Below are 17,468 nucleotides of genomic sequence, written 5' to 3'. Positions count from 1 at the left end.
AAATTCGTCAGAATATATAATCCGTTAACCATCTACCGCGTAGAAAGAAGGCGCTTATTGCAAATGATCTCAGGGGCCCCACAATGTTTTCCCATAATCTTGGCAAGATGGCAGCAAGCCTTCTTGTGATTAGCTCTACATATTCGCTTTCCGTGAGTGCCGATGAAAAGCTTTTTGGCAGCGGCAAAATTCTCGCCACACCCGGCGTTATTCAAGTTGAAGGTGCCGGGGGTGCAGGCCTGTCCACCTGGGCGATGATCTCAGGCTATGGTACCAACCGCGAAATTGGCGCCAGCGCGCACCACACCTATGTCACCACCGATGATTTTACGCTGAACGCAACCGGTGTCACCGTTGGCCTCTATGACCGGCTTGAGCTTTCCTACACCAGGCAGTGGTTTGATACAGGTTCCGCCGGTGGCCGCCTCGGGCTTGGTGACGGTTTCAAGTTCAATCAGGATATTATCGGCGCAAAGCTGAAGGTGTTTGGTGATGCGGTTTATGATCAGGATACCTGGATGCCGCAAGTGGCCGTTGGCATGCAATATAAGCGCGCTGACAAGGGCGATATCGTTCGCGCAGTCGGCGCCGAAGACGATGACGGCGTTGACTATTATGTAGCGGCAAGCAAGCTATTGCTTGGGCAAAACCTCGTGGTCTCAGGCGCAGCACGGCTCACGAAAGCCAATCAGTTTGGCCTTCTTGGTTTTGGTGGCCCAAACGGCTCCAATCACAGCGTTCAGTTTGAAGGTTCGCTCGCTTACCTGCTGTCCCGCAATTTTGTGGTTGGTTTTGACTACCGCACAAAGCCGGACAACCTTGCCTTCGCGCAAGAACAGGACGCAAAAGCCGCCTATGTGGTCTGGTTGCCGAGCAAACATTTCACCGTAACGGCGGCTGCCGTGGACCTTGGCGATATCGCGCTTCAAGGCAGGCAGCAAGGCTTCTATCTTTCAATGCAAGTGGGGTTCTGATCGATGAAATTTTTCAAGACAATCATGATATGCGGCCTGCTTGGCCTTCAAGCCCCTGCGTTTGCAGATAGCCTCTATGATGATCTTGGCGGGCAGGACGCTTTGGTGCGCATCACGGAGCGGCTGGTTGAGCTAACGTTCAACGACCCTCGCACTGCGCACCAGTTCAAGCAAACCAAACGTGACCGGCTTACGAACCTGCTGGTTGACCAGTTTTGTGAGTTGACCGGCGGTCCTTGCAAATACAAGGGTGTGAACATGAAAAAATCACACATCAAGCTTGGCATCACGGAAAACGAGTTCAACGCGCTTGTGGAACAGCTTCAACAAGCCATGGATGAAGAAGGCGTGCCCTTCCGTACCCAGAACAAGTTTCTGGCCCTTCTGGCACCCATGAAACGAGATATTGTGGAACGCTAGAGAAAGCTTTCACAGCTTATGCGAACAAAAGGCCCGATCAGACCGGGCCTTTTTCTTTTATACCACGCGCAGCTATACCACCCGCAATACCGGCGCTTTTTCTTCTTCCCTGAACATGCTGCTGTTGTTCGCTGCCGCCATTTGCGGCACATCGATATGAATGGTAGTGCCGTGCCCTTTGGTAGAATGAATAACCATTTTACCATTCACCCGGCGGCAGAAGCGGTCCACCAGCGGCAGGCCAAGGCCTGCACCTTCAATTTTGCGCGCGAGGCCAGCGTCAAGCTGCACAAAAGGGCGCATGGCGTGGGCAAGCTCTTCCTCGTTCATGCCGATGCCCGTATCCTTGATGGTGAGAGAGAAACTTTCCGGTGTCGCTGATACAAAAATATCTACCCGACCGCGCATGGGGGTAAATTTCGTTGCATTCGAGATCAAGCTCAAAACAATATGCTTGATGATCCGACGGTCAGCACATACGGGCTTTTCCTCGCACTGTACTAGAAGCCGCAACCGTTTTTCATCAATAAGCGGGCTATGGTATGAGATACACTCTTCAATCACATCCTTCAGGTTGAAGAAATTTGGCTCTACCGACACCTGACCAGACTGCAACTTGGCCATCTCAAGCATATCGTTGATCAGGCTCAGAAGGTTACGCCCACTGCTGGCAATAATGTCCAGATATTCGTCTTGTTTCTGTGGTGTGGTGGACTGGGAGTTTTGCATCAATTCCGCAAAACCAATCACGGCATTCAGTGGCGTGCGCAACTCATGGCCAATGTTGGCCAGGAACTCAGCCTTAACCCGGTGCGCATCTTCGGCCCGCACGGCGAGTTCCCGCATTTCGTCCAGCAATTTCCGCTGCTTCAGTTCCGCTTTACGGCGCAGGCCAATTTCCTTTGTCGCCAGCAATACTTTTGGCACCCAGCGCGAAACGCCAAGGCCAAACAGCGCAATGCCCGGCAGGTAGATAAACGGCAGTTGCTGCCCTTCCACCTTGGGCACATCCATCAGCGCCAACAGCGCGCTTTGGCCCCAGGAAAGTTCTTCTGCATAGTCGATGAATGTCGCGAATGTCAGGATCGCCGCACCAACAAGCATGGTGTAATACCCGCGATCAATGCGGGTAAAATCCGTCCGGTGCCATAACAAAAACCCGAAGATCGATGCACAGCCGATATAGAGCAGGATGGTAGGGTGCCAAAACAAACCAACAAAATTCATTACTACTCACCACACTTGTATCAACCCCTGAGGGGCAGTGTATGGTTCAATAGTAAAAGAAACCTTGATCGGTTAGCTCAGGCGTTCACAACACCCTCGTTATTCTTTGCATAAATCGGCAAATGACGAACACGCGGCCCTCCTGCTCGGGCCAACGCCGAGGTCACAGCCGGCGCGATCACAGGGATCGACATTTCCCCGATGCCGGAAGGGTCTTTGTCGCTATCAATAATGGTGGTGGTGATTTCTGTCGGGGCATCTGCCATGCGCAGCAGTGGGTAGGTATCGAAGTTCCGGGTTTGCACCTCCCCGCCCTCAACGCGAATTTCCTGCCCAAAGGCTGCGGAAAGCCCGTCGTTAATACCGCCCTCAACCTGCTTGATCACGCCTTCAGGGTTGATCACCGTGCCCACATCAATGGCTGCATAAACCCGGTGCACCTTGAAGCTGCCGTCCGTGAAACGCTCCACTTCCGCCACTTGCGCGCAATAACCACCAAAGGTGAAATGCCCGGCAATACCTTGTGCATGGCCTTGAGGCATTTCCTTGCCCCAGCCAGCGAGTTTTGCTGCGGCCTCCAGCACCCCACGAAGCCGCCCGGTGTCAAACACCGGCCCGCCATGCTGGCCATATGGCAGCTCGCGCCCTTCCCCAAGCAACCTCAGCCGAAGCGCTAACGGGTCTTCGCCAAGCTCTTCGGCCACTTCGTCAAGGAAGGACTGCACCGCAAACGCGTTGGCCACATGGGCGGGTGCACGCCAGCTGCCGCGCGGCATGCCTGACGTTGCACTGAAATATTCATGCCTGAGGTTAGGCACCAGCCCGGCGGGGAAATCATCCACATACATTTCTGCTGCATACATTCCCTCAGGGGCCACATTGTCCCGCCGGTAATATTTTGACGCACTGGCCAGCCTGTGCTGCCATGAAACCATCCGTCCGGCTTCATTAAAGCCAGCCACCAATTCGTGGTGCCCGGCGGGCCGATAAAAGTCATGGCTCAGGTCGTCCTCACGCGTCCAGACCACCTTGACCGGGAGGCCGGATTCTTTGGAAAGATAGACGGCTTCTGCCGCGTGGTCAGAGGTCAGGCGGCGGCCAAACCCGCCACCAAGCCGGGTGATTTCTACGGTAATGCTCAGGCGGTCAATGCCTGTCAGCGCGTGGGCCGCTCTTGATGCGCCCGACGGGCTCTGGAACGGGCCGATCACCGTGGCCTTGTCACCCTGCACATGGGCGATGGCGTTTTGCACCTCAAGCTGGGCATGGGAGACAAAAGGCTGACGGTAACGACGACTGAACACCCGCACGCCTTCCGTGGCTTTGGCAGTATCTACGTTGCCATCATCGCGCACCACCTGGCCTGTGCCGCCTAAAAGCGCGTCGCAGTGCGCGTCAAAGCTTTCCGTGCTTTCATCAGCATAAGGCCCTTTGTTCCACGCGATCTTGAGCGCATCGCGGGCTTTTTTTGCAGCCCAGAAACTGTCGGCAATCACCGCAACACCTGCGGCCAGATAGGTGTAGTTTTTATCCAGATCCGGCCGTGGCATCACCACAATATCCACCACACCGGGCACAGCGCGGGCTGCCGCGTCCTCAACACTTTCAACAAAACCGTCCAGATAGGGGGAGCGCGCGATCACGGCGGTTTTCACGCCGGGATAGGTGGCATCTATCCCAAAAACGGCTTTGCCGGTGACAATATCACGGTGCGCCATAGGTTTATGGGACCGGCCGATGATGCGCCACTCAGCGCGCGGTTTAAGCCCGGGCTCAAAGCCGTCCGGCAGCATCACTTTATCTGCCTCGGCCGCCAGATCACCATAACTCAGCCGTGCACCGTCCGCCGGGTTGACCACTACGGAGGGTTCGGTTTTGAGGGTACCCGCAGCCACACCCCAGCGTTTGGCCGCGGCTTCCAGAAACAGCGCGCGGGTGGTGGCACCCAATTGGCGCACACTGGTCCAGGCGTCGGTGACACTGGTGGACCCACCGGCCCCTTGCGGCACCACCTTCCAGGCCATGCGGCCTTCTGCATCCCGCGTCAGCATCAAGGGCATGCTTGCCACTGAAACACGCGTGAAGTCCGCGTCCATTTCTTCGGCAAATATCATGGGAATGGAGGTATCAACGCCCTGCCCCATCTCGGAATTGGGGTAGAATATCTTTATGTCGCCATCCGGTGCGATATGCACCATGGGGGTAATCGCCCCTTCATTCGTTTCTGCATGGGCGCGGCGTGGGTTAAAAGCTGCCCCGGTCACGACCAGCCCGCCAAGGGCAGCGGTATAGCGAAACATATCTCTGCGGTTCAGATTGAATGTCATGATGGCCTCCCGTCCTGATGACCCCGTTCTGAAAGGGTAGAGCGGATAACATAACACTAATGCTGCATGCTTTCGCTTCCGTTCGCCGCAAAACGAACGCGTTTTGCCGCAAATCAGCGCTGAGAGAGGATTAGAAGATGCTGGTGTGCGTGAGCGACGTAAACATCTCCAGGGCCGCCGTACCCACATAAGAGTTGCCAAAAGTGTCCAGCTCGGGCGACCATACGGCCACGCTCATTTTGCCCGGCACAATGGCCAAAATGCCGCCCCCCACACCGCTTTTTGCTGGCACGCCAACACGGTAAGCAAAGCTGCCCACACTGTCATAGGTGCCGCAGGTAAGCATCACGGCGTTGATACGCTTGGCCTGGCTGGCCGACAGCACCGTCGCATCATGCACTTGGGAATGCCCGCCGGTGGCCAGCGGCAGGCCCGCGAGCGCAAGGTCAACCACACTCATTTCCATCCCACATTGGAAACAATAGGTCTCTAAAAGCTCATCAACATCCATATGGATATTGTCATAGCCCTTCATCAGGTGCGCCATGGCCCGGTTGAGGTTGGCATGCTCAAGCTCGGAGCGCATCACGGTCTCATTCACGCTCACGCTCTCATTCATCGCAAGGAAACGCAGATAGTTCTGGATACGGTGTTTGGTGTCGCCCTTCAGGCTCATCAAAAGGTCAAGCGTCGCCAGCGCGCCGGGGTTGATGAAAGGGTTGCGGGGCACACCATGTTCCATCTCAAGCTTGATCATGGAATTGAACCGGTCGCCTGAGGGCTCCTTGCCCACACGGGTCCAGACCATGTCACCAAAATGAGACATCACCAACTGAAGCACAAAAAGCTTGGAGATACTCTGGATGGAAAACGGCTCATCCGCGTCACCTGTCTTGAAGGCGCTACCGTCCGGCAGTTGCACTGCCATGCCAAATTTACCCGCAGGCACACTGCCAAGCGCGGGGATATAATCCGCCACCTTGCCTTTGCCGAACTGGGGCGTTACCGCCTCGGCGATATAATCCAGCACTGCCTGATAGTCCATCAATCAACTGCGCTCCGTTAAGGTCATACATCATCCGAGCTTTGGTAAACCTAGACGGTTAAGCCACCGATTTAAAGAATTGCCAACCCTATTTTTAGCCACACACGGTGCCACACTACACCTTGAAAAGGCGCGTATCATGACCACATTTTCGCCGTAAGCCTGCCGCATAAGGCCACAGTGCCCTATGAACTGCGGCTTTATGTCCGCTATGCACGCGGCTGCAATTATGGCAAAACCCAATAAATGCTGCTATGACGCAGCCACCAAAGTTAAAGAAGACGGACCATGCAAGGCGTGATGGAAAAAGAAATAATGCCCGCCACAAACGGCGCTGGCCAGGCCCCGGCAGCCCACAGCGGCGCGCACCCGGAAGCGGCAGACTTTCCGCTTCGTGAAGCACGCAAGCTGGTGAAAGACCTGTGGCAGCCCAACGCGCGCCTGTATTGGACAGATTTCACCACGTCAAACGTGCTTGGCTGGGGCGCAGTGGCGGCCGCAACGCTTGCGCCAATTGGCTCCGCTTTGCAAATCATAGCGCTTGTCATAGCCACGCTCGCGCTTTACCGCGCGGTGATCTTCATTCATGAGCTGGCACATTTCCGCAAAGGGACATTCACCGGTTTCCGCCGGTTCTGGAACGCCACCTGCGGCATGCCCATGATGGTGCCTGCCTATACCTACGCCGATGTGCATATCGACCACCACAAACCACAGGTTTACGGCACGGAAGAAGACGGCGAATACCTGCCCTTCGCTGTGGATGAACCGTGGAAGATGGTCGCCTTTGTATTGCAGGCGTTTCTCGTACCGGTTCTTCTCGTGATCCGCTATACGGTGCTGATGCCGCTCACGCTCATCAGCAAGCGCTTCCGTGATTATGTGTGGGAACGTGCAAGCTCGCTGGTGATTGATTATGCTTACCTGCGCCCGGCCCCTAAAAAAGACCAAGGCAAAAGCTGGTTGCTCGAGGACGTGCTCACGGGCCTTTATGCCTACGCCGCCTTTGCGCTGGTGTATTTTGACATCCTGCCACTTACCTTCCTTGGGGTTTGGTACACTGTGACCTTCGCGATTTTTGTGCTCAACGGCCTGCGCACACTGGCGGCCCACGCCTACCGGAACGGCGGGCGGGAACGCATGAGCCAGCAGGAAGAATTTCTTGATAGCGTAGACGTGCCCGGCAACCGTTACATCACGCCCTTGTGGGCACCTGTGGGCCTCAGGTTCCATGCAACACACCACCTGTTCCCCGGCATGCCGTATCACCAGCTAGAGAAAGCGCATGAGCGGTTGAAGGCCGAGTTACCAGACAACCGGCTTTACCTTGCTGCCAGCCGTAAAAACCTGTGGGCGGCCGTTGCCCAACTATGGCGCGAAGCCAAAGCCGCAAAACAGGCTTGACCCTCAAATAAAATCGAGAACCGCGATGAGTAGCCCTTCCAACCTCCTGTTGCTCATCGGCGGTACGCTCAGCATCACCGCCGCTCTCGCGCATGTTGCCATCATTATTGGCGGGCCAGACTGGTACCGTTTTTTTGGCGCAGGCGAAGGCATGGCCAAGATGGCCGAGCGCGGCGAGCTGTACCCCACACTCATCACCCTCGCGATCGCCACTGTGCTGTTCACATGGGGGCTTTATGCCTTCTCGGGCGCGGGGCTTATCATGAAGCTGCCGCTGGTGAAATATGCGCTCATGGCCATCACGGCGGTCTATGTGCTGCGCGGGCTCGCGTTCATCCCCATCTATCTGTTCAGGCCGGATATCATGAGCTCGTTCTGGGTGTGGAGCAGCTTGATATGTCTCACCTTCGGCATCACCCACGCCCTTGGCACATGGCGCGCTTGGGCGAACCTTTAACCCGCCTGCGCATCCAGCATAGCCAGCAGTTTCTGAACCGTGTTCCAGTTGCGGGAGGTAGGGGAAGCGCCAAGCTTCTTCTCTGTCAGGTATTTCGAGAAATCCGACCTGCCAGAGCCTTCATGGTAATAGATATATAAAGTGTTGCCGATGAGGGTGATATCTTCCGGTCCGCCATATGCCTCTAACAGGGTATCGACCTTCGCCTTGTTTGGCGCGTGGCTCAGATATGCCACATGCAGGAACTTTCCCTCAAGCCCTGCCTTGGGGTTCAGCTCACCATCCACATAAGGGCACGCGCTGGCTTCAGCCCTGAAAGTGGCCTCATCGCGCACCATAATCTCGGTATGAAAACCGAAAGCTTTTTCGCAGGCGGCTTCAAGTGTCTTTTCTATCTCTGTACACGGTGCGGCATCACCCGAGAATACAATATTGCCGGATTGCACATAGGTCTGCACATCTGAAAACCCTGCTTTCGCCACCACGGGCCTCAGGTCAGCCATCTTGATCTTGCGGTTACCGCCCACATTGATGCCGCGCATCAGGCCCACATATTTTGCCACTCGCCTGCTCCCTTACTTTCCCGCACAGCATGCTCAGGCTGTCTTCAAATGCCAAGAAAAAAAGCCCGCTTCCTAGGGACTGGAAGCGGGCTCTCCGAAGTTGGCCATTTGCCCACGCGAGGATAGGGAAATGGGGCAAAAGGCCATGGGCTTTAAAGCGAGGAGGAACGTAGGGGGGCTACGTTTTGGGGGTTCGCTTTAAAGATGGAGCTTTATTGAGGCTGGGCCTAGTCGTCCCAACCGCAAACCTTGCGGCCCTTGATTACCGAGGGCCGGGCGTTACAGCGCGCGCGCCACGCCTGCACATTGGGGAAATTGTCGAGGCCAACCTGCTCCGTCGCGTCATAAAATTCCTCAAGGCAGTTTACCCACGGGAAGGTGGCCATATCAGCGATGGAATAGTCATCCACCAGATAATCACGCCCCTCAAGCCGGGCTTCCAGCACACCCAACAGGCGCTTGGCTTCCTTTGTGTAGCGTTCCACCGGGTACGGGTGGTCACAGTTGTCGCGGGCGAATTTGAAGAAATGACCAAGCTGCCCAAACATGGGGCCAACGCCGGCCATCTGGAAAAACAGCCATTGGATCACTTCTGATTTTTTGCGTGGGTCGGTGGGCAAAAACTTGCCGCTGCGCTCTGCCAGATGCAGAAGGATAGCGCCTGATTCCATCACATTAAGCGGCGCCGTATCGCCCGCTGCATCACCACCGATTGGCCCGTTCGGGTCCACAATCGCCGGGATTTTTGAATTGGGGTTGATGGCAATGAAGTCTGGCTTGAACTGGTCGTTCTCACCAATCTCGATACGGTGGGCTTCATAGGGCAAGCCCATTTCTTCAAGGGCAATGCTCACCTTCTGGCCGTTTGGTGTAGCAAGTGTGTAAAGCTGGATCGGTTTCATCTGGGTGCCCTTCCTTATCTCTCTTTAGGTCTGTGTCGCTGTGTGGCTCGGTTATGCCGCCGTCTCAATTTGCTCAACCCCATATGGGTCTGCACAGGACCATTATGAATATCCAAGCCTGTGCAATTCATGCCTGATCCTGCAAATGCGCAAAAATCAATTTCTCTTGACACGATACCTTTACCTCCCTATATGATACCTAAGGGTTACATATTGATACTCAAGATACCAAAAAAGAGAAGCGCACATGAGCAACAAAAAAAACATATCGGCCGCCCAGATGGTGGACAGCTTCCTGCGGCGCACCGCTGTTTGCGTCACCATTGTTGCCTTCATCTATGGCGTGCAGGCGTTTGAATTTATTGCACCGGCTGCGATAGCAGATCGCATCGACAGCCTGACACTTGTGCTTTCAATTCTGGTGTTGGTGCTGATGCTGCCTTCCTTTCTGCGCTTCACGATATTCCGGCGCAGCGAGAATTGCCGCCAGGCGGAAGCCGACAGCTATATGGCTGACCGTTTCAAGCTCGCGGCCCACCATGCCTTCACCGCCACCTTCGTTTGCCTCATCCTTCTGCAGGCCATCAGCCGCGCTTTTGAAGCAGAGATTGCACACCTGCCGGTGGCCTTCTTTCTCGACATGGCGCTCGCTGTTTCCCTTGGTGCTTTCGGGGTGGGGTTCTACCTCCTCGTACGGGAAAATCACGACGAGGACCTTGACGAGTGGGAACAAGACGAATGAGCAACGAGCTTGATAACCGTATCCGTGTGTTCAGGGCAGAACACCGTATCAGCCAGGGCGATCTAGCCGATGCCATTGGTGTCAGCCGTAAAACCATCAGCACAATCGAGGTGGGGCGTTTTACCCCCTCAACCGTGATCGCGCTCAAACTGGCCCGTCACTTCGGTGTGGCTGTGGAGGATATCTTCTCCCTGCCCACCACTGAATAAAAAAAACAGGCCCGAGTTAACGACAGACCCAAACACAACCTGAAACATGACAATAGAAAGGAACATCACATGAAAAAGCTAAACAACCCGCGCATCACGCAAGCAATTCTCTGGGCTGCAGCGCTCATCGGCACCGCCCTCATCCTGAAAGGGAGTGAGCAGTCACAGGAAGTTTTTATGCTGCTGCTCGTATTGGCAGCGGTGAGCACTATAGTGCCGAACAAGAGCAAGAAGGCCGCTTGCCGCCCCTCTTCTGAAGATTAGAACGAGACCATACTTCTCACGTAATATTTGGGGGCCTCGGCCCCCATTGTCTTTTGTGTTTTATGCAGCCAACACCGCACGTGCGGCGACAAGCGCTTTTTCACCGTCCACATTTTTCTGGTGGCGGTTCAGGCCGTCAGCAAGGGCCGTGATGCACAGCTCTACATTCTCCTGCCGGGCAGAGGTGCCCATCAAGCCGATACGCCAGATCTTGCCCGCCAGCGGGCCGAGGCCTGCGCCAATCTCAAGGTCGTAAGCTTCCAGAAGGTGCTTGCGCACACTGGCTTCGTCCACGCCCTCAGGCACACGCACCGCATTCAGTTGTGGCAGGCGGTGATCCGCATCCACCACAAAGGTGATGCCCATGCTTTCAAGCCCGGTAGCCAGCGCCTTGTGCATTTTGGCGTGCCGGGCATAGCTTGCCTCAAGCCCTTCTTCAAAAATCATCACCAGCGCTTCATGAAGACCGTAAAGCGGGTTCACTGGTGCCGTGTGGTGATAAGAACGTCCGCCAGTGCCGTCCCAATAGGCCATCACGAGGCTGAGGTCGAGGAACCAGCTTGCAACTGGTGTTGTACGTTCCCGCACTCGCTCAAGTGCGGCCTCAGAGAAGGAAACAGGCGACAGACCCGGCGTGCAGGAAAGGCATTTCTGGCTGCCGGTGTAAACAGCATCCACGCCCCAGCGGTCAATCTCCACCGGGATACCGCCCACGCTCGTCACCGCGTCCATAATGGTCAGGCAATCATGCTTTTTGGCAATAGCACACAGGGCTTCGGCATCTGCCCTCACCCCGGTTGAGGTTTCAGCATGCACAAAAGCGAGGATGCCCGCTTGCGGATGCTCGGCTAACACACGGTCAACCTCATCCACATCAGGGGCTTTGCCCCATTCCACATCAACCATCACGGCGGTGCCGCCCGCGCGCACAACATTTTCGCGCATGCGTTCACCAAACACGCCGTTCTTGACCACAACAACCGTGTCACCTTCTTCCACAAGGTTCACGAAGCATGTTTCCATGCCCGCAGAACCGGGGGCGGAAACGGGGAACGTAAGCGCATTTGTTGTACCAAACAGCGCGCGCAAACCTTCTTTGATCTCTTCCATCATGGTTTGGAAAGCGGGGTCGAGGTGACCAAGGGTCGGCCGCGCCATGGCGGCCAGTATGCGGTCATGAACGTCAGAAGGGCCGGGGCCCATCAGGGTGCGTTTTGGGGGCATGAAGGATTTCATCGCGCGCTCCTGTTTGGCGTCAAAAGGGGGTAAACTATTCTTCACATAGGCGGGTATGGCCGCATTTCTAGCGCGAAAATATGGCAAAACGCAATGTTGAACGGTTTTCCCGAATAATGCTGACAGAAATTGGCAGCATGGCTGTGGCACTGTAAATTGTCACGACAGCGGGGATGCCCGCGTAATAATCTCCCTTCAGAGGAGCATGACAATGGATGATTTTGCGACCGGCCTGCTTGCCCGGCTGCGGTTGATTGCAGCCCGCGAAGGGCTGGATGAAAAGCGCATGTTTGGCGGCCACAGCTTTTACCTGCATGGCAACATGGTGTGCTGCGCCAGCAAAACCGGCATGATGGCGCGTGTTGGTAAAGCCCAGGAAAGCACGGCGCTTGAAAATCCCCATGCTTCGCCGTTCATGCGCACCGGGCGGCGCATGGGTGGCCTGGTTGAAGTGGTGCCGGAGGGGCTGAAGCGCGATGATGACCTTGAGGCATGGGTTGCCATGGCGCTGGTGAACGCGCGGGCCCTGCCGCCAAAAACAAAGGACGGGGTCTGGGTATGACCGCCGCCCAGCCTCCCGTCCCGCTGTTCCCGAGCGAGGGCATTGTTTTCCTGCGTACGCTCGCGGAAAACAATAACCGCGAGTGGTTCACGGCACACAAAAAGACCTTTGAGGTGCATGTTAAAAAGCCTGTCACCCTGCTCGGTGAAGCTATCGCCCTTGGGCTTGAAGCCCGCCTGAAAGCGCCGATGACCTGCAAGGTTTTTCGCATCTACCGCGATGTACGTTTCTCGAAAGACAAAACGCCCTTCAACTGCCATATCCGCATGGCCTTCTGGCCGGGTGGTGGCAAGAAGGCCCGTGCGGCGCCCGCCCCCGCTTTTTACCTGTCTATTGAGCCAGGTGAGTTGATCTGCGGCGCAGGGGCCGTTGCCTTCTCGCCTGAAATTCTGGACGCCTTCCGGCGCCACATTGAGGATGATCAGGCAGCGGCCGATCTGATCGCCTTGATGCACAAACTCACAAGCACAGGCCACCGTATTGATGAGCCGGAGCTGAAGCGCACGCCTTCGGGCTTTGCTAACGCGAGCGACGAAACGACCGTCCTGCTCAGGCGCAAAAGTCTGAGCGCATGGAAACATATCCCCCATAGCGCGCGGCCCACAGGCATCGCCACGGATACCTGCCTGCAGGCGTTTGAGACCCTGATGCCGCTTTATAGCTGGATGGCGACGAAGCTTTAGTTCGCACCATGTTTTTGAATGGCGTCATAGCGCGCGCCATATGCCCGCGCGAATGGTGCGAGCCGCATGGCTTTCTCATAATTTTCAAGCGCGCTTTTTATGTCACCCTCACTCGCCTGTGCTTCCGCAAGCAGCGACAGGGCGTAATGATCTCCCGGCGCGAGAGTGAGGGCACGCTCAAGCGCTTGCTGTGCCCGCGCATTATCCTTCTCCCGAAACAGGTAAACCGATGCTTCATCCACCGCCGACAGATGATCCCCCTCAAGCACTGTAACGGTGGCCGGCACATTGGGTACAAGATCAGAAGGCACAAGATCGGGCCAGCGGGCAGCCAGTGCCGCAAGGCTATTTTGTGCCATCACATGGTCTGGTTTTTCAACCAGTAAATGGGTAAGGTCAGCCACTGCATTTTGTACTGCACCCCGGTTCGAAAGCTGCGCCATATAGCGCCCATGCCAGAAGTTTTGGTCCACATTCAGCGCTGGCGCTCCGGCCCTTGCTACCATAGGGTTTGGCACACCGACCTTCTCGATCATGCTCGCCAGCAGGGTGAAATAGCTTTCAGCCGAACCGTCCGCATCAAACGCGCCAGACCAGATAACTTCTTCCTTGAGCGGCACACTAAGGCTTAGGAGCACAAGCGGCGAACCGCCTTCATCGATCAGCGTTCCCTTGATCAGGTAAACCGGCGTGTCTTCACCATAGCGCGTGAAAATGCCGCCCGTTGGGTCGGGCGCATCAAAGTTCCACCAGTGGCGGATAACCAAAACCTCCGGCACCCGGGAGAGATAATAGGACGCCAGTTCACTGAGTGCTATGGCACGCCTGACATCTGCGTCAGTGCCGGACGGTGCCCGGATATCTTTGAGGGTGAGGATAATGCCGGGCTTCTCAGCTGCCACCGGCGGCGTGACCGAAAGATCATCCCGCGACCAGAAAAGCCCAACAGCCAGAAGAAGAACCGCCACCGCGCCCAGCACCCACAAGGGGCCGCGCGCTGGCGCACTTTCCGCCCCACTTGTTGGCCGCAGGCGGTAGCCCCGCTTGGGCACGGTCTCTATATAGGGTTTCGCCCCTTCCGGGCTGGCAAGCGCTTTCCTGAGCTTGCTGATCGCAACCGGCACGGTCTGTTCGCTGACCGCGCGGCCATCCCATACGGCAGTGACAATCTCATCACGGGAGACAACCTCCCCCACGCGCGCATGAAGAAGCTCCAAAAGTGCCGACACCTTGTCTTCAAGGCGGATGGGATCTTCACCAATCCGGCATAAGGTTTTGCTGGCCGGGTCAAATACCCAGGTGCCGATCTGGGCCGAGCCGTCACCTTCAGCTTTTCCTGCCACTGCCATGCCACATATCACTTTCTGTTTTCCTCGGCCGTCAGCTTAACAAGCCCCGCCCCCTGCATACCAGTGCAAAGCGCCGGATAGGCGGTGCGCGGTGCAGATTTAAGGTTTTCTTAAAGTGCATTAAGGCCAAAACCGCCCTTACGCTCAGGCATACGCGGCGCAAAAGCACCGCCATACAATCACAAATGCAAGACGTCACGAACGCGAGGAACATCATGAAACGCATCACACCCATATTTAGAAACGCGGCCCTGTTGATTGCAGGCCTCGGCATAACTGCCACCGCAAGCGCGGCCCCGGTAGCGATGACCCCCGAAGGGTGGGAGCTCAGCGAACAAAACGCCAGCTTTGAGCAACACATGGGCCGCGACAGCCTGAAACTGAGCGGCGGCGTGGCCACCATCAAGGATGAAAGCTTCAAGAATGGTGTGATCGAGTTTGACATAGCCATGCCCGACGCGCGCGGCTTTGCCGGCATCTATTTCCGTGGGCGGGAAGGCCGAAACTCGGAAGAGTTTTACCTGCGCTCTCACCTTTCCGGCATGCCGGATGCCAACCAGTATACGCCTGTGTTTAACGGCACTAACGCGTGGCAGCTGCTGCACGGGCCACGATATAGCGCCCCCACCACCTATAACTTCGGCACATGGACCCATGTGAAACTTGTGGTCAAGGACGCGAAGATGGATGTCTATATCGACAGCGAAGACCCGGTGCTGCATGTGGACAGCCTGTTCCACGGCACCAGCGAAGGCAGCATCACGCTGACCGGCTTCATGAATGACTATTATTATTCAAACATTGATATCACCCACATCGATGATGTGTCCTTACGTGGTGAAGCGGCACCACTGCCTGACCTGCCCGAAAATCTGGTTAAGGGCTTCAGCGTCGGCAGCCGCGTTGTGGCGGCAGGTGCGGTTGAAGGCAAAACCATGCTCGACCCCGCGCTCCTTGAAGGCCAAACATGGCAGTGGCTGGATATCAATGAAGCAGGGTCCGCAAACCTTGCCCGGCTTGCACCCCGCACGCGGGAGGCCAACACCCAACTGGTGCGCGTGGAAATCACCGCAGACAAAGCCCAACTGCTGCCGTTCAAATATGGTTACAGCGACCGGGTGAGCCTGTTTGTGAACGGCGCAGCGCTCGCGCACGGCAACAACACCTACGCGAACCGGGACTACCGCTACCTGGGCACCATCGGTTTGTTTGAAACGGCGTTCCTGCCGCTGAAAGCGGGCAAAAATGAAGTGATCTTCGCGGTGAGCGAGGCGTTTGGCGGCTGGGGCTTCATGGCCGCCGTGGATGTGCCGAAGGGCGTTTCCGTGCACTAGTCCACCCTCATGCAACCCGCGAAAGCCCGCTCGTGCCAAAAGTCTGGCACGGGCGGTTCTTGTTTGGTGGCAAGCTTATGCCGCAGCGCGCCAATGGGGTGGGTAGGTGCGGTCAAAGTTTTCAAGCGCTTCAATGCGCTCCATAAGTGGCAAGAAGGCGGGGAAACTTTCCTCAAAGTTCAGAAAGTCAGCGCCGTAAGCGTCCCGGAGGCGCGGCCCCACCCGGCGTAGAAGCGCCACTTGCGGGTATAGCGTCACGTCTGCCGCGCTCAGGCTGTCGCCCACAATATAGCCGCTAGCCCCAAGCCAACCGTGCACAGTCTCCAACTCCGACTTCAGCTTCTCAAGGTTTGCTTTTATCTCACCGTCTTTGCCTTCAGCCTCACCCCTGAAGATTGGGGCCAAAATGCTGCTGATGGTATTGCCCAGATAATTCTCAAGCTCTGCATAGCGCTGCCAGATAAGGGCGTGCTCACGGCCTTCCGTGCCAAAGATCGGCACGTCAGGGTAGGTTTTTTCAAGGTAAGCCATAATGGCGGTGGATTCGTAAATAGTGATATCACCGTCGATCAGCACCGGAATTTTACCGCGCGGGTTGCGCGCCAGATGCTCAGCAGACTGCGTGTCCCCTTTGGAGAAATGCAGCTCAACTGCCTCATACTCGAGGCCCTTCAGCTCCATCGCCAACATGACCCGCCATGAGTAAGGGCTGCCGCTACCAAAATAAACAGTGAGTGCCATGGATATTCCTTCCCGTTGTTGTGAAAACTGAGCTTCATATCTCGGCGCGTGGCGGGAATTTGTAAGAGCATAAATTTGAAACAGGTGTGTTCAAAAATGCACCAACAGAAAAAGAACATGCGGGATCACGCCAAAGCGGGATCATCCGGCCCTCACAAAACAGTTCACCGCTTGGTAAACTTTCTCTTGACATCATAGCTGCGTGCCTCAATACTTCACCGCATGGTGAACTATATAGAAAATGATATTGGCCGCACCTTTGCTGCACTGACCGACCCCAACAGGCGGGCAATGCTGCTGCGGCTTGAAGAGAACAGGGCCGTGACGGTGAGCGAGCTTGCCGCTCCCTTGCCGATCAAATTGCCTGCGGTGATGAAACATCTGGATGTGCTGGAAGGTGCGGGGCTGATCAGCCGCGCAAAAGAAGGCCGAACCGTCACCGTTCATCTGACCCCCCAGCCAATGGAGGAAGCCATGCTGTGGCTCAGGAAATATGAACACTTCTGGTCGAAGAGCCTCGACCGGTTGGTGGAATTTGTTGAAGGAGAAGAAAAATGAACACGACAACGATGAGCAAGCCAAGTCTGACGCTCAAGCGTCGCATCAAGGCATCGCCCGAGAAGGTTTATGCCGCTTTTACCGACCCTGTGGTGATGCGCCAGTGGTGGGGGCCTTCTGCGGATTATAAAATCCTGCTCGCGGAGGCCGACGTGCGTGTTGGTGGTCGCTTCCGGGTGATCATGCAGGACCCATCCGGCGAAAAGGACGATGTCAGCGGCACCTATAAGGAAGTGGTTGAGAATGAAAAGCTCGTGTTTTCCTGGGCATGGATCACCACGCCGGAGCGGGAATCGCTTGTCACCGTCACGATCACAAAAACCGACGATGGGTCTATGCTGACACTCTATCACTCGCAGTTCTTCGATGAAGCCGCGCGCGACGGCCATAACCAAGGCTGGTCTGGCGCGCTCGACAAGCTGGAAGCGTTGTTCGCAACCCCTTAACGCCGAACCTGCAAAAAACAAGAAA

Annotated in this window: 20 protein-coding genes; 12 read left to right on the top strand and 8 right to left on the bottom strand. The window is 56.1% G+C overall.

Going from position 1 to position 17,468, the window contains the following annotated elements:
• Positions 1-83 precede the first annotated feature (83 nt).
• Both ACOOGA_RS13360 and ACOOGA_RS13355 read left to right on the top strand, forming a co-directional pair.
• A complete protein-coding gene (locus tag ACOOGA_RS13360) occupies positions 84-974 on the top strand; it encodes a DUF3034 family protein (protein WP_417460006.1) in 891 nt (296 codons plus the stop codon).
• Positions 975-977: 3 nt separating this feature from the next.
• Positions 978-1,394, top strand: coding sequence for a group I truncated hemoglobin (locus tag ACOOGA_RS13355; protein WP_417460005.1), 417 nt, complete (start codon positions 978-980; stop codon positions 1,392-1,394).
• A 72-nt stretch (positions 1,395-1,466) separates the two neighbouring features.
• On the opposite strand, the gene ACOOGA_RS13350 is transcribed toward ACOOGA_RS13355, so the two are convergent.
• From ACOOGA_RS13350 to ACOOGA_RS13340, 3 genes are all read right to left on the bottom strand, one after another.
• Positions 1,467-2,621 carry a sensor histidine kinase gene (locus ACOOGA_RS13350; RefSeq protein WP_417460004.1) on the bottom strand — a complete coding sequence of 385 codons (1,155 nt, stop codon included), beginning with the start codon at positions 2,619-2,621 and terminating at the stop codon, positions 1,467-1,469.
• Between the two features lie 77 nt (positions 2,622-2,698).
• Positions 2,699-4,948, bottom strand: coding sequence for a molybdopterin cofactor-binding domain-containing protein (locus tag ACOOGA_RS13345; RefSeq protein WP_417460003.1), 2,250 nt, complete (start codon positions 4,946-4,948; stop codon positions 2,699-2,701).
• A gap of 130 nt (positions 4,949-5,078) precedes the next feature.
• Positions 5,079-5,993 carry a glutaminase gene (locus ACOOGA_RS13340; RefSeq protein ID WP_417460002.1) on the bottom strand — a complete coding sequence of 305 codons (915 nt, stop codon included), beginning with the start codon at positions 5,991-5,993 and terminating at the stop codon, positions 5,079-5,081.
• 300 nt (positions 5,994-6,293) lie between these two features.
• Between ACOOGA_RS13340 and ACOOGA_RS13335 the strand changes: the two genes are divergently transcribed.
• Both ACOOGA_RS13335 and ACOOGA_RS13330 read left to right on the top strand, forming a co-directional pair.
• Positions 6,294-7,397: a fatty acid desaturase family protein gene (locus ACOOGA_RS13335; protein WP_417460001.1), complete on the top strand. Its 1,104-nt coding sequence runs from the start codon at positions 6,294-6,296 to the stop codon at positions 7,395-7,397.
• A gap of 25 nt (positions 7,398-7,422) precedes the next feature.
• Positions 7,423-7,854 (top strand): hypothetical protein, encoded by a 432-nt coding sequence (locus tag ACOOGA_RS13330; RefSeq protein WP_417460000.1) that lies wholly within the window; start codon positions 7,423-7,425, stop codon positions 7,852-7,854.
• Here ACOOGA_RS13330 and ACOOGA_RS13325 read toward each other — a convergent pair.
• Together ACOOGA_RS13325 and ACOOGA_RS13320 are read right to left on the bottom strand one after the other, a co-directional pair.
• Positions 7,851-8,417, bottom strand: coding sequence for a DUF1697 domain-containing protein (locus ACOOGA_RS13325; RefSeq protein WP_417459999.1), 567 nt, complete (start codon positions 8,415-8,417; stop codon positions 7,851-7,853). The genes ACOOGA_RS13330 and ACOOGA_RS13325 overlap by 4 nt on opposite strands.
• A 227-nt stretch (positions 8,418-8,644) precedes the next feature.
• Entirely contained in the window at positions 8,645-9,319 is a 675-nt protein-coding gene (locus ACOOGA_RS13320) for a glutathione binding-like protein (RefSeq protein ID WP_417459998.1), read from the bottom strand.
• Positions 9,320-9,566: 247 nt separating this feature from the next.
• Between ACOOGA_RS13320 and ACOOGA_RS13315 the strand changes: the two genes are divergently transcribed.
• The 3 genes from ACOOGA_RS13315 (at position 9,567) to ACOOGA_RS13305 (ending at position 10,534) form a co-directional block, all read left to right on the top strand.
• A complete protein-coding gene (locus ACOOGA_RS13315; protein WP_417459997.1) occupies positions 9,567-10,061 on the top strand; it encodes a hypothetical protein in 495 nt (164 codons plus the stop codon).
• Positions 10,058-10,270 carry a helix-turn-helix transcriptional regulator gene (locus ACOOGA_RS13310; RefSeq protein ID WP_417459996.1) on the top strand — a complete coding sequence of 71 codons (213 nt, stop codon included), beginning with the start codon at positions 10,058-10,060 and terminating at the stop codon, positions 10,268-10,270. Before ACOOGA_RS13315 ends, ACOOGA_RS13310 begins: the two co-directional genes overlap by 4 nt.
• Positions 10,271-10,339: 69 nt before the next feature.
• A complete protein-coding gene (locus ACOOGA_RS13305) occupies positions 10,340-10,534 on the top strand; it encodes a hypothetical protein (RefSeq protein WP_417459995.1) in 195 nt (64 codons plus the stop codon).
• 60 nt (positions 10,535-10,594) lie between these two features.
• Here ACOOGA_RS13305 and ACOOGA_RS13300 read toward each other — a convergent pair whose 3' ends face one another.
• Positions 10,595-11,770, bottom strand: coding sequence for a pyridoxal-phosphate-dependent aminotransferase family protein (locus ACOOGA_RS13300; RefSeq protein ID WP_417459994.1), 1,176 nt, complete (start codon positions 11,768-11,770; stop codon positions 10,595-10,597).
• 211 nt (positions 11,771-11,981) lie between these two features.
• Here ACOOGA_RS13300 and ACOOGA_RS13295 point away from each other — a divergent pair, with 211 nt between their 5' ends.
• Together ACOOGA_RS13295 and ACOOGA_RS13290 are read left to right on the top strand one after the other, a co-directional pair.
• Positions 11,982-12,332 (top strand): TfoX/Sxy family protein, encoded by a 351-nt coding sequence (locus tag ACOOGA_RS13295; protein ID WP_417459993.1) that lies wholly within the window; start codon positions 11,982-11,984, stop codon positions 12,330-12,332.
• On the top strand, positions 12,329-13,015 hold the full coding sequence (locus ACOOGA_RS13290) for a DUF2461 domain-containing protein (protein ID WP_417459992.1): 687 nt from the start codon (positions 12,329-12,331) through the stop codon (positions 13,013-13,015). The genes ACOOGA_RS13295 and ACOOGA_RS13290 overlap by 4 nt, the downstream gene beginning before the upstream one ends.
• Here the strand turns inward: ACOOGA_RS13290 and ACOOGA_RS13285 are convergent.
• Entirely contained in the window at positions 13,012-14,364 is a 1,353-nt protein-coding gene (locus tag ACOOGA_RS13285; RefSeq protein ID WP_420428873.1) for a winged helix-turn-helix domain-containing protein, read from the bottom strand. The genes ACOOGA_RS13290 and ACOOGA_RS13285 overlap by 4 nt on opposite strands.
• 215 nt (positions 14,365-14,579) lie before the next feature.
• Between ACOOGA_RS13285 and ACOOGA_RS13280 the strand changes: the two genes are divergently transcribed.
• Positions 14,580-15,698, top strand: coding sequence for a family 16 glycoside hydrolase (locus ACOOGA_RS13280; RefSeq protein ID WP_420428871.1), 1,119 nt, complete (start codon positions 14,580-14,582; stop codon positions 15,696-15,698).
• 75 nt (positions 15,699-15,773) lie between these two features.
• Here ACOOGA_RS13280 and ACOOGA_RS13275 read toward each other — a convergent pair whose 3' ends face one another.
• Complete coding sequence (locus tag ACOOGA_RS13275) at positions 15,774-16,439, bottom strand: glutathione S-transferase family protein (protein ID WP_420428869.1); 666 nt, start codon at positions 16,437-16,439, stop codon at positions 15,774-15,776.
• 222 nt (positions 16,440-16,661) lie between these two features.
• Between ACOOGA_RS13275 and ACOOGA_RS13270 the strand changes: the two genes are divergently transcribed.
• Positions 16,662-16,997, top strand: a complete 336-nt coding sequence (locus ACOOGA_RS13270; RefSeq protein WP_417459988.1) for an ArsR/SmtB family transcription factor — start codon at positions 16,662-16,664, stop codon at positions 16,995-16,997.
• Entirely contained in the window at positions 16,994-17,443 is a 450-nt protein-coding gene (locus tag ACOOGA_RS13265; protein ID WP_420428868.1) for an SRPBCC family protein, read from the top strand. The genes ACOOGA_RS13270 and ACOOGA_RS13265 overlap by 4 nt, the downstream gene beginning before the upstream one ends.
• Positions 17,444-17,468 lie beyond the last annotated feature (25 nt).

Origin of the sequence: Kordiimonas sp. (assembly GCF_965216265.1) — a bacterium.
GTDB lineage: Bacteria > Pseudomonadota > Alphaproteobacteria > Sphingomonadales > Kordiimonadaceae > Kordiimonas.
Note: the sequence above shows the minus strand (reverse complement) of the source record. Positions and strands in the feature narration are given on the sequence as shown.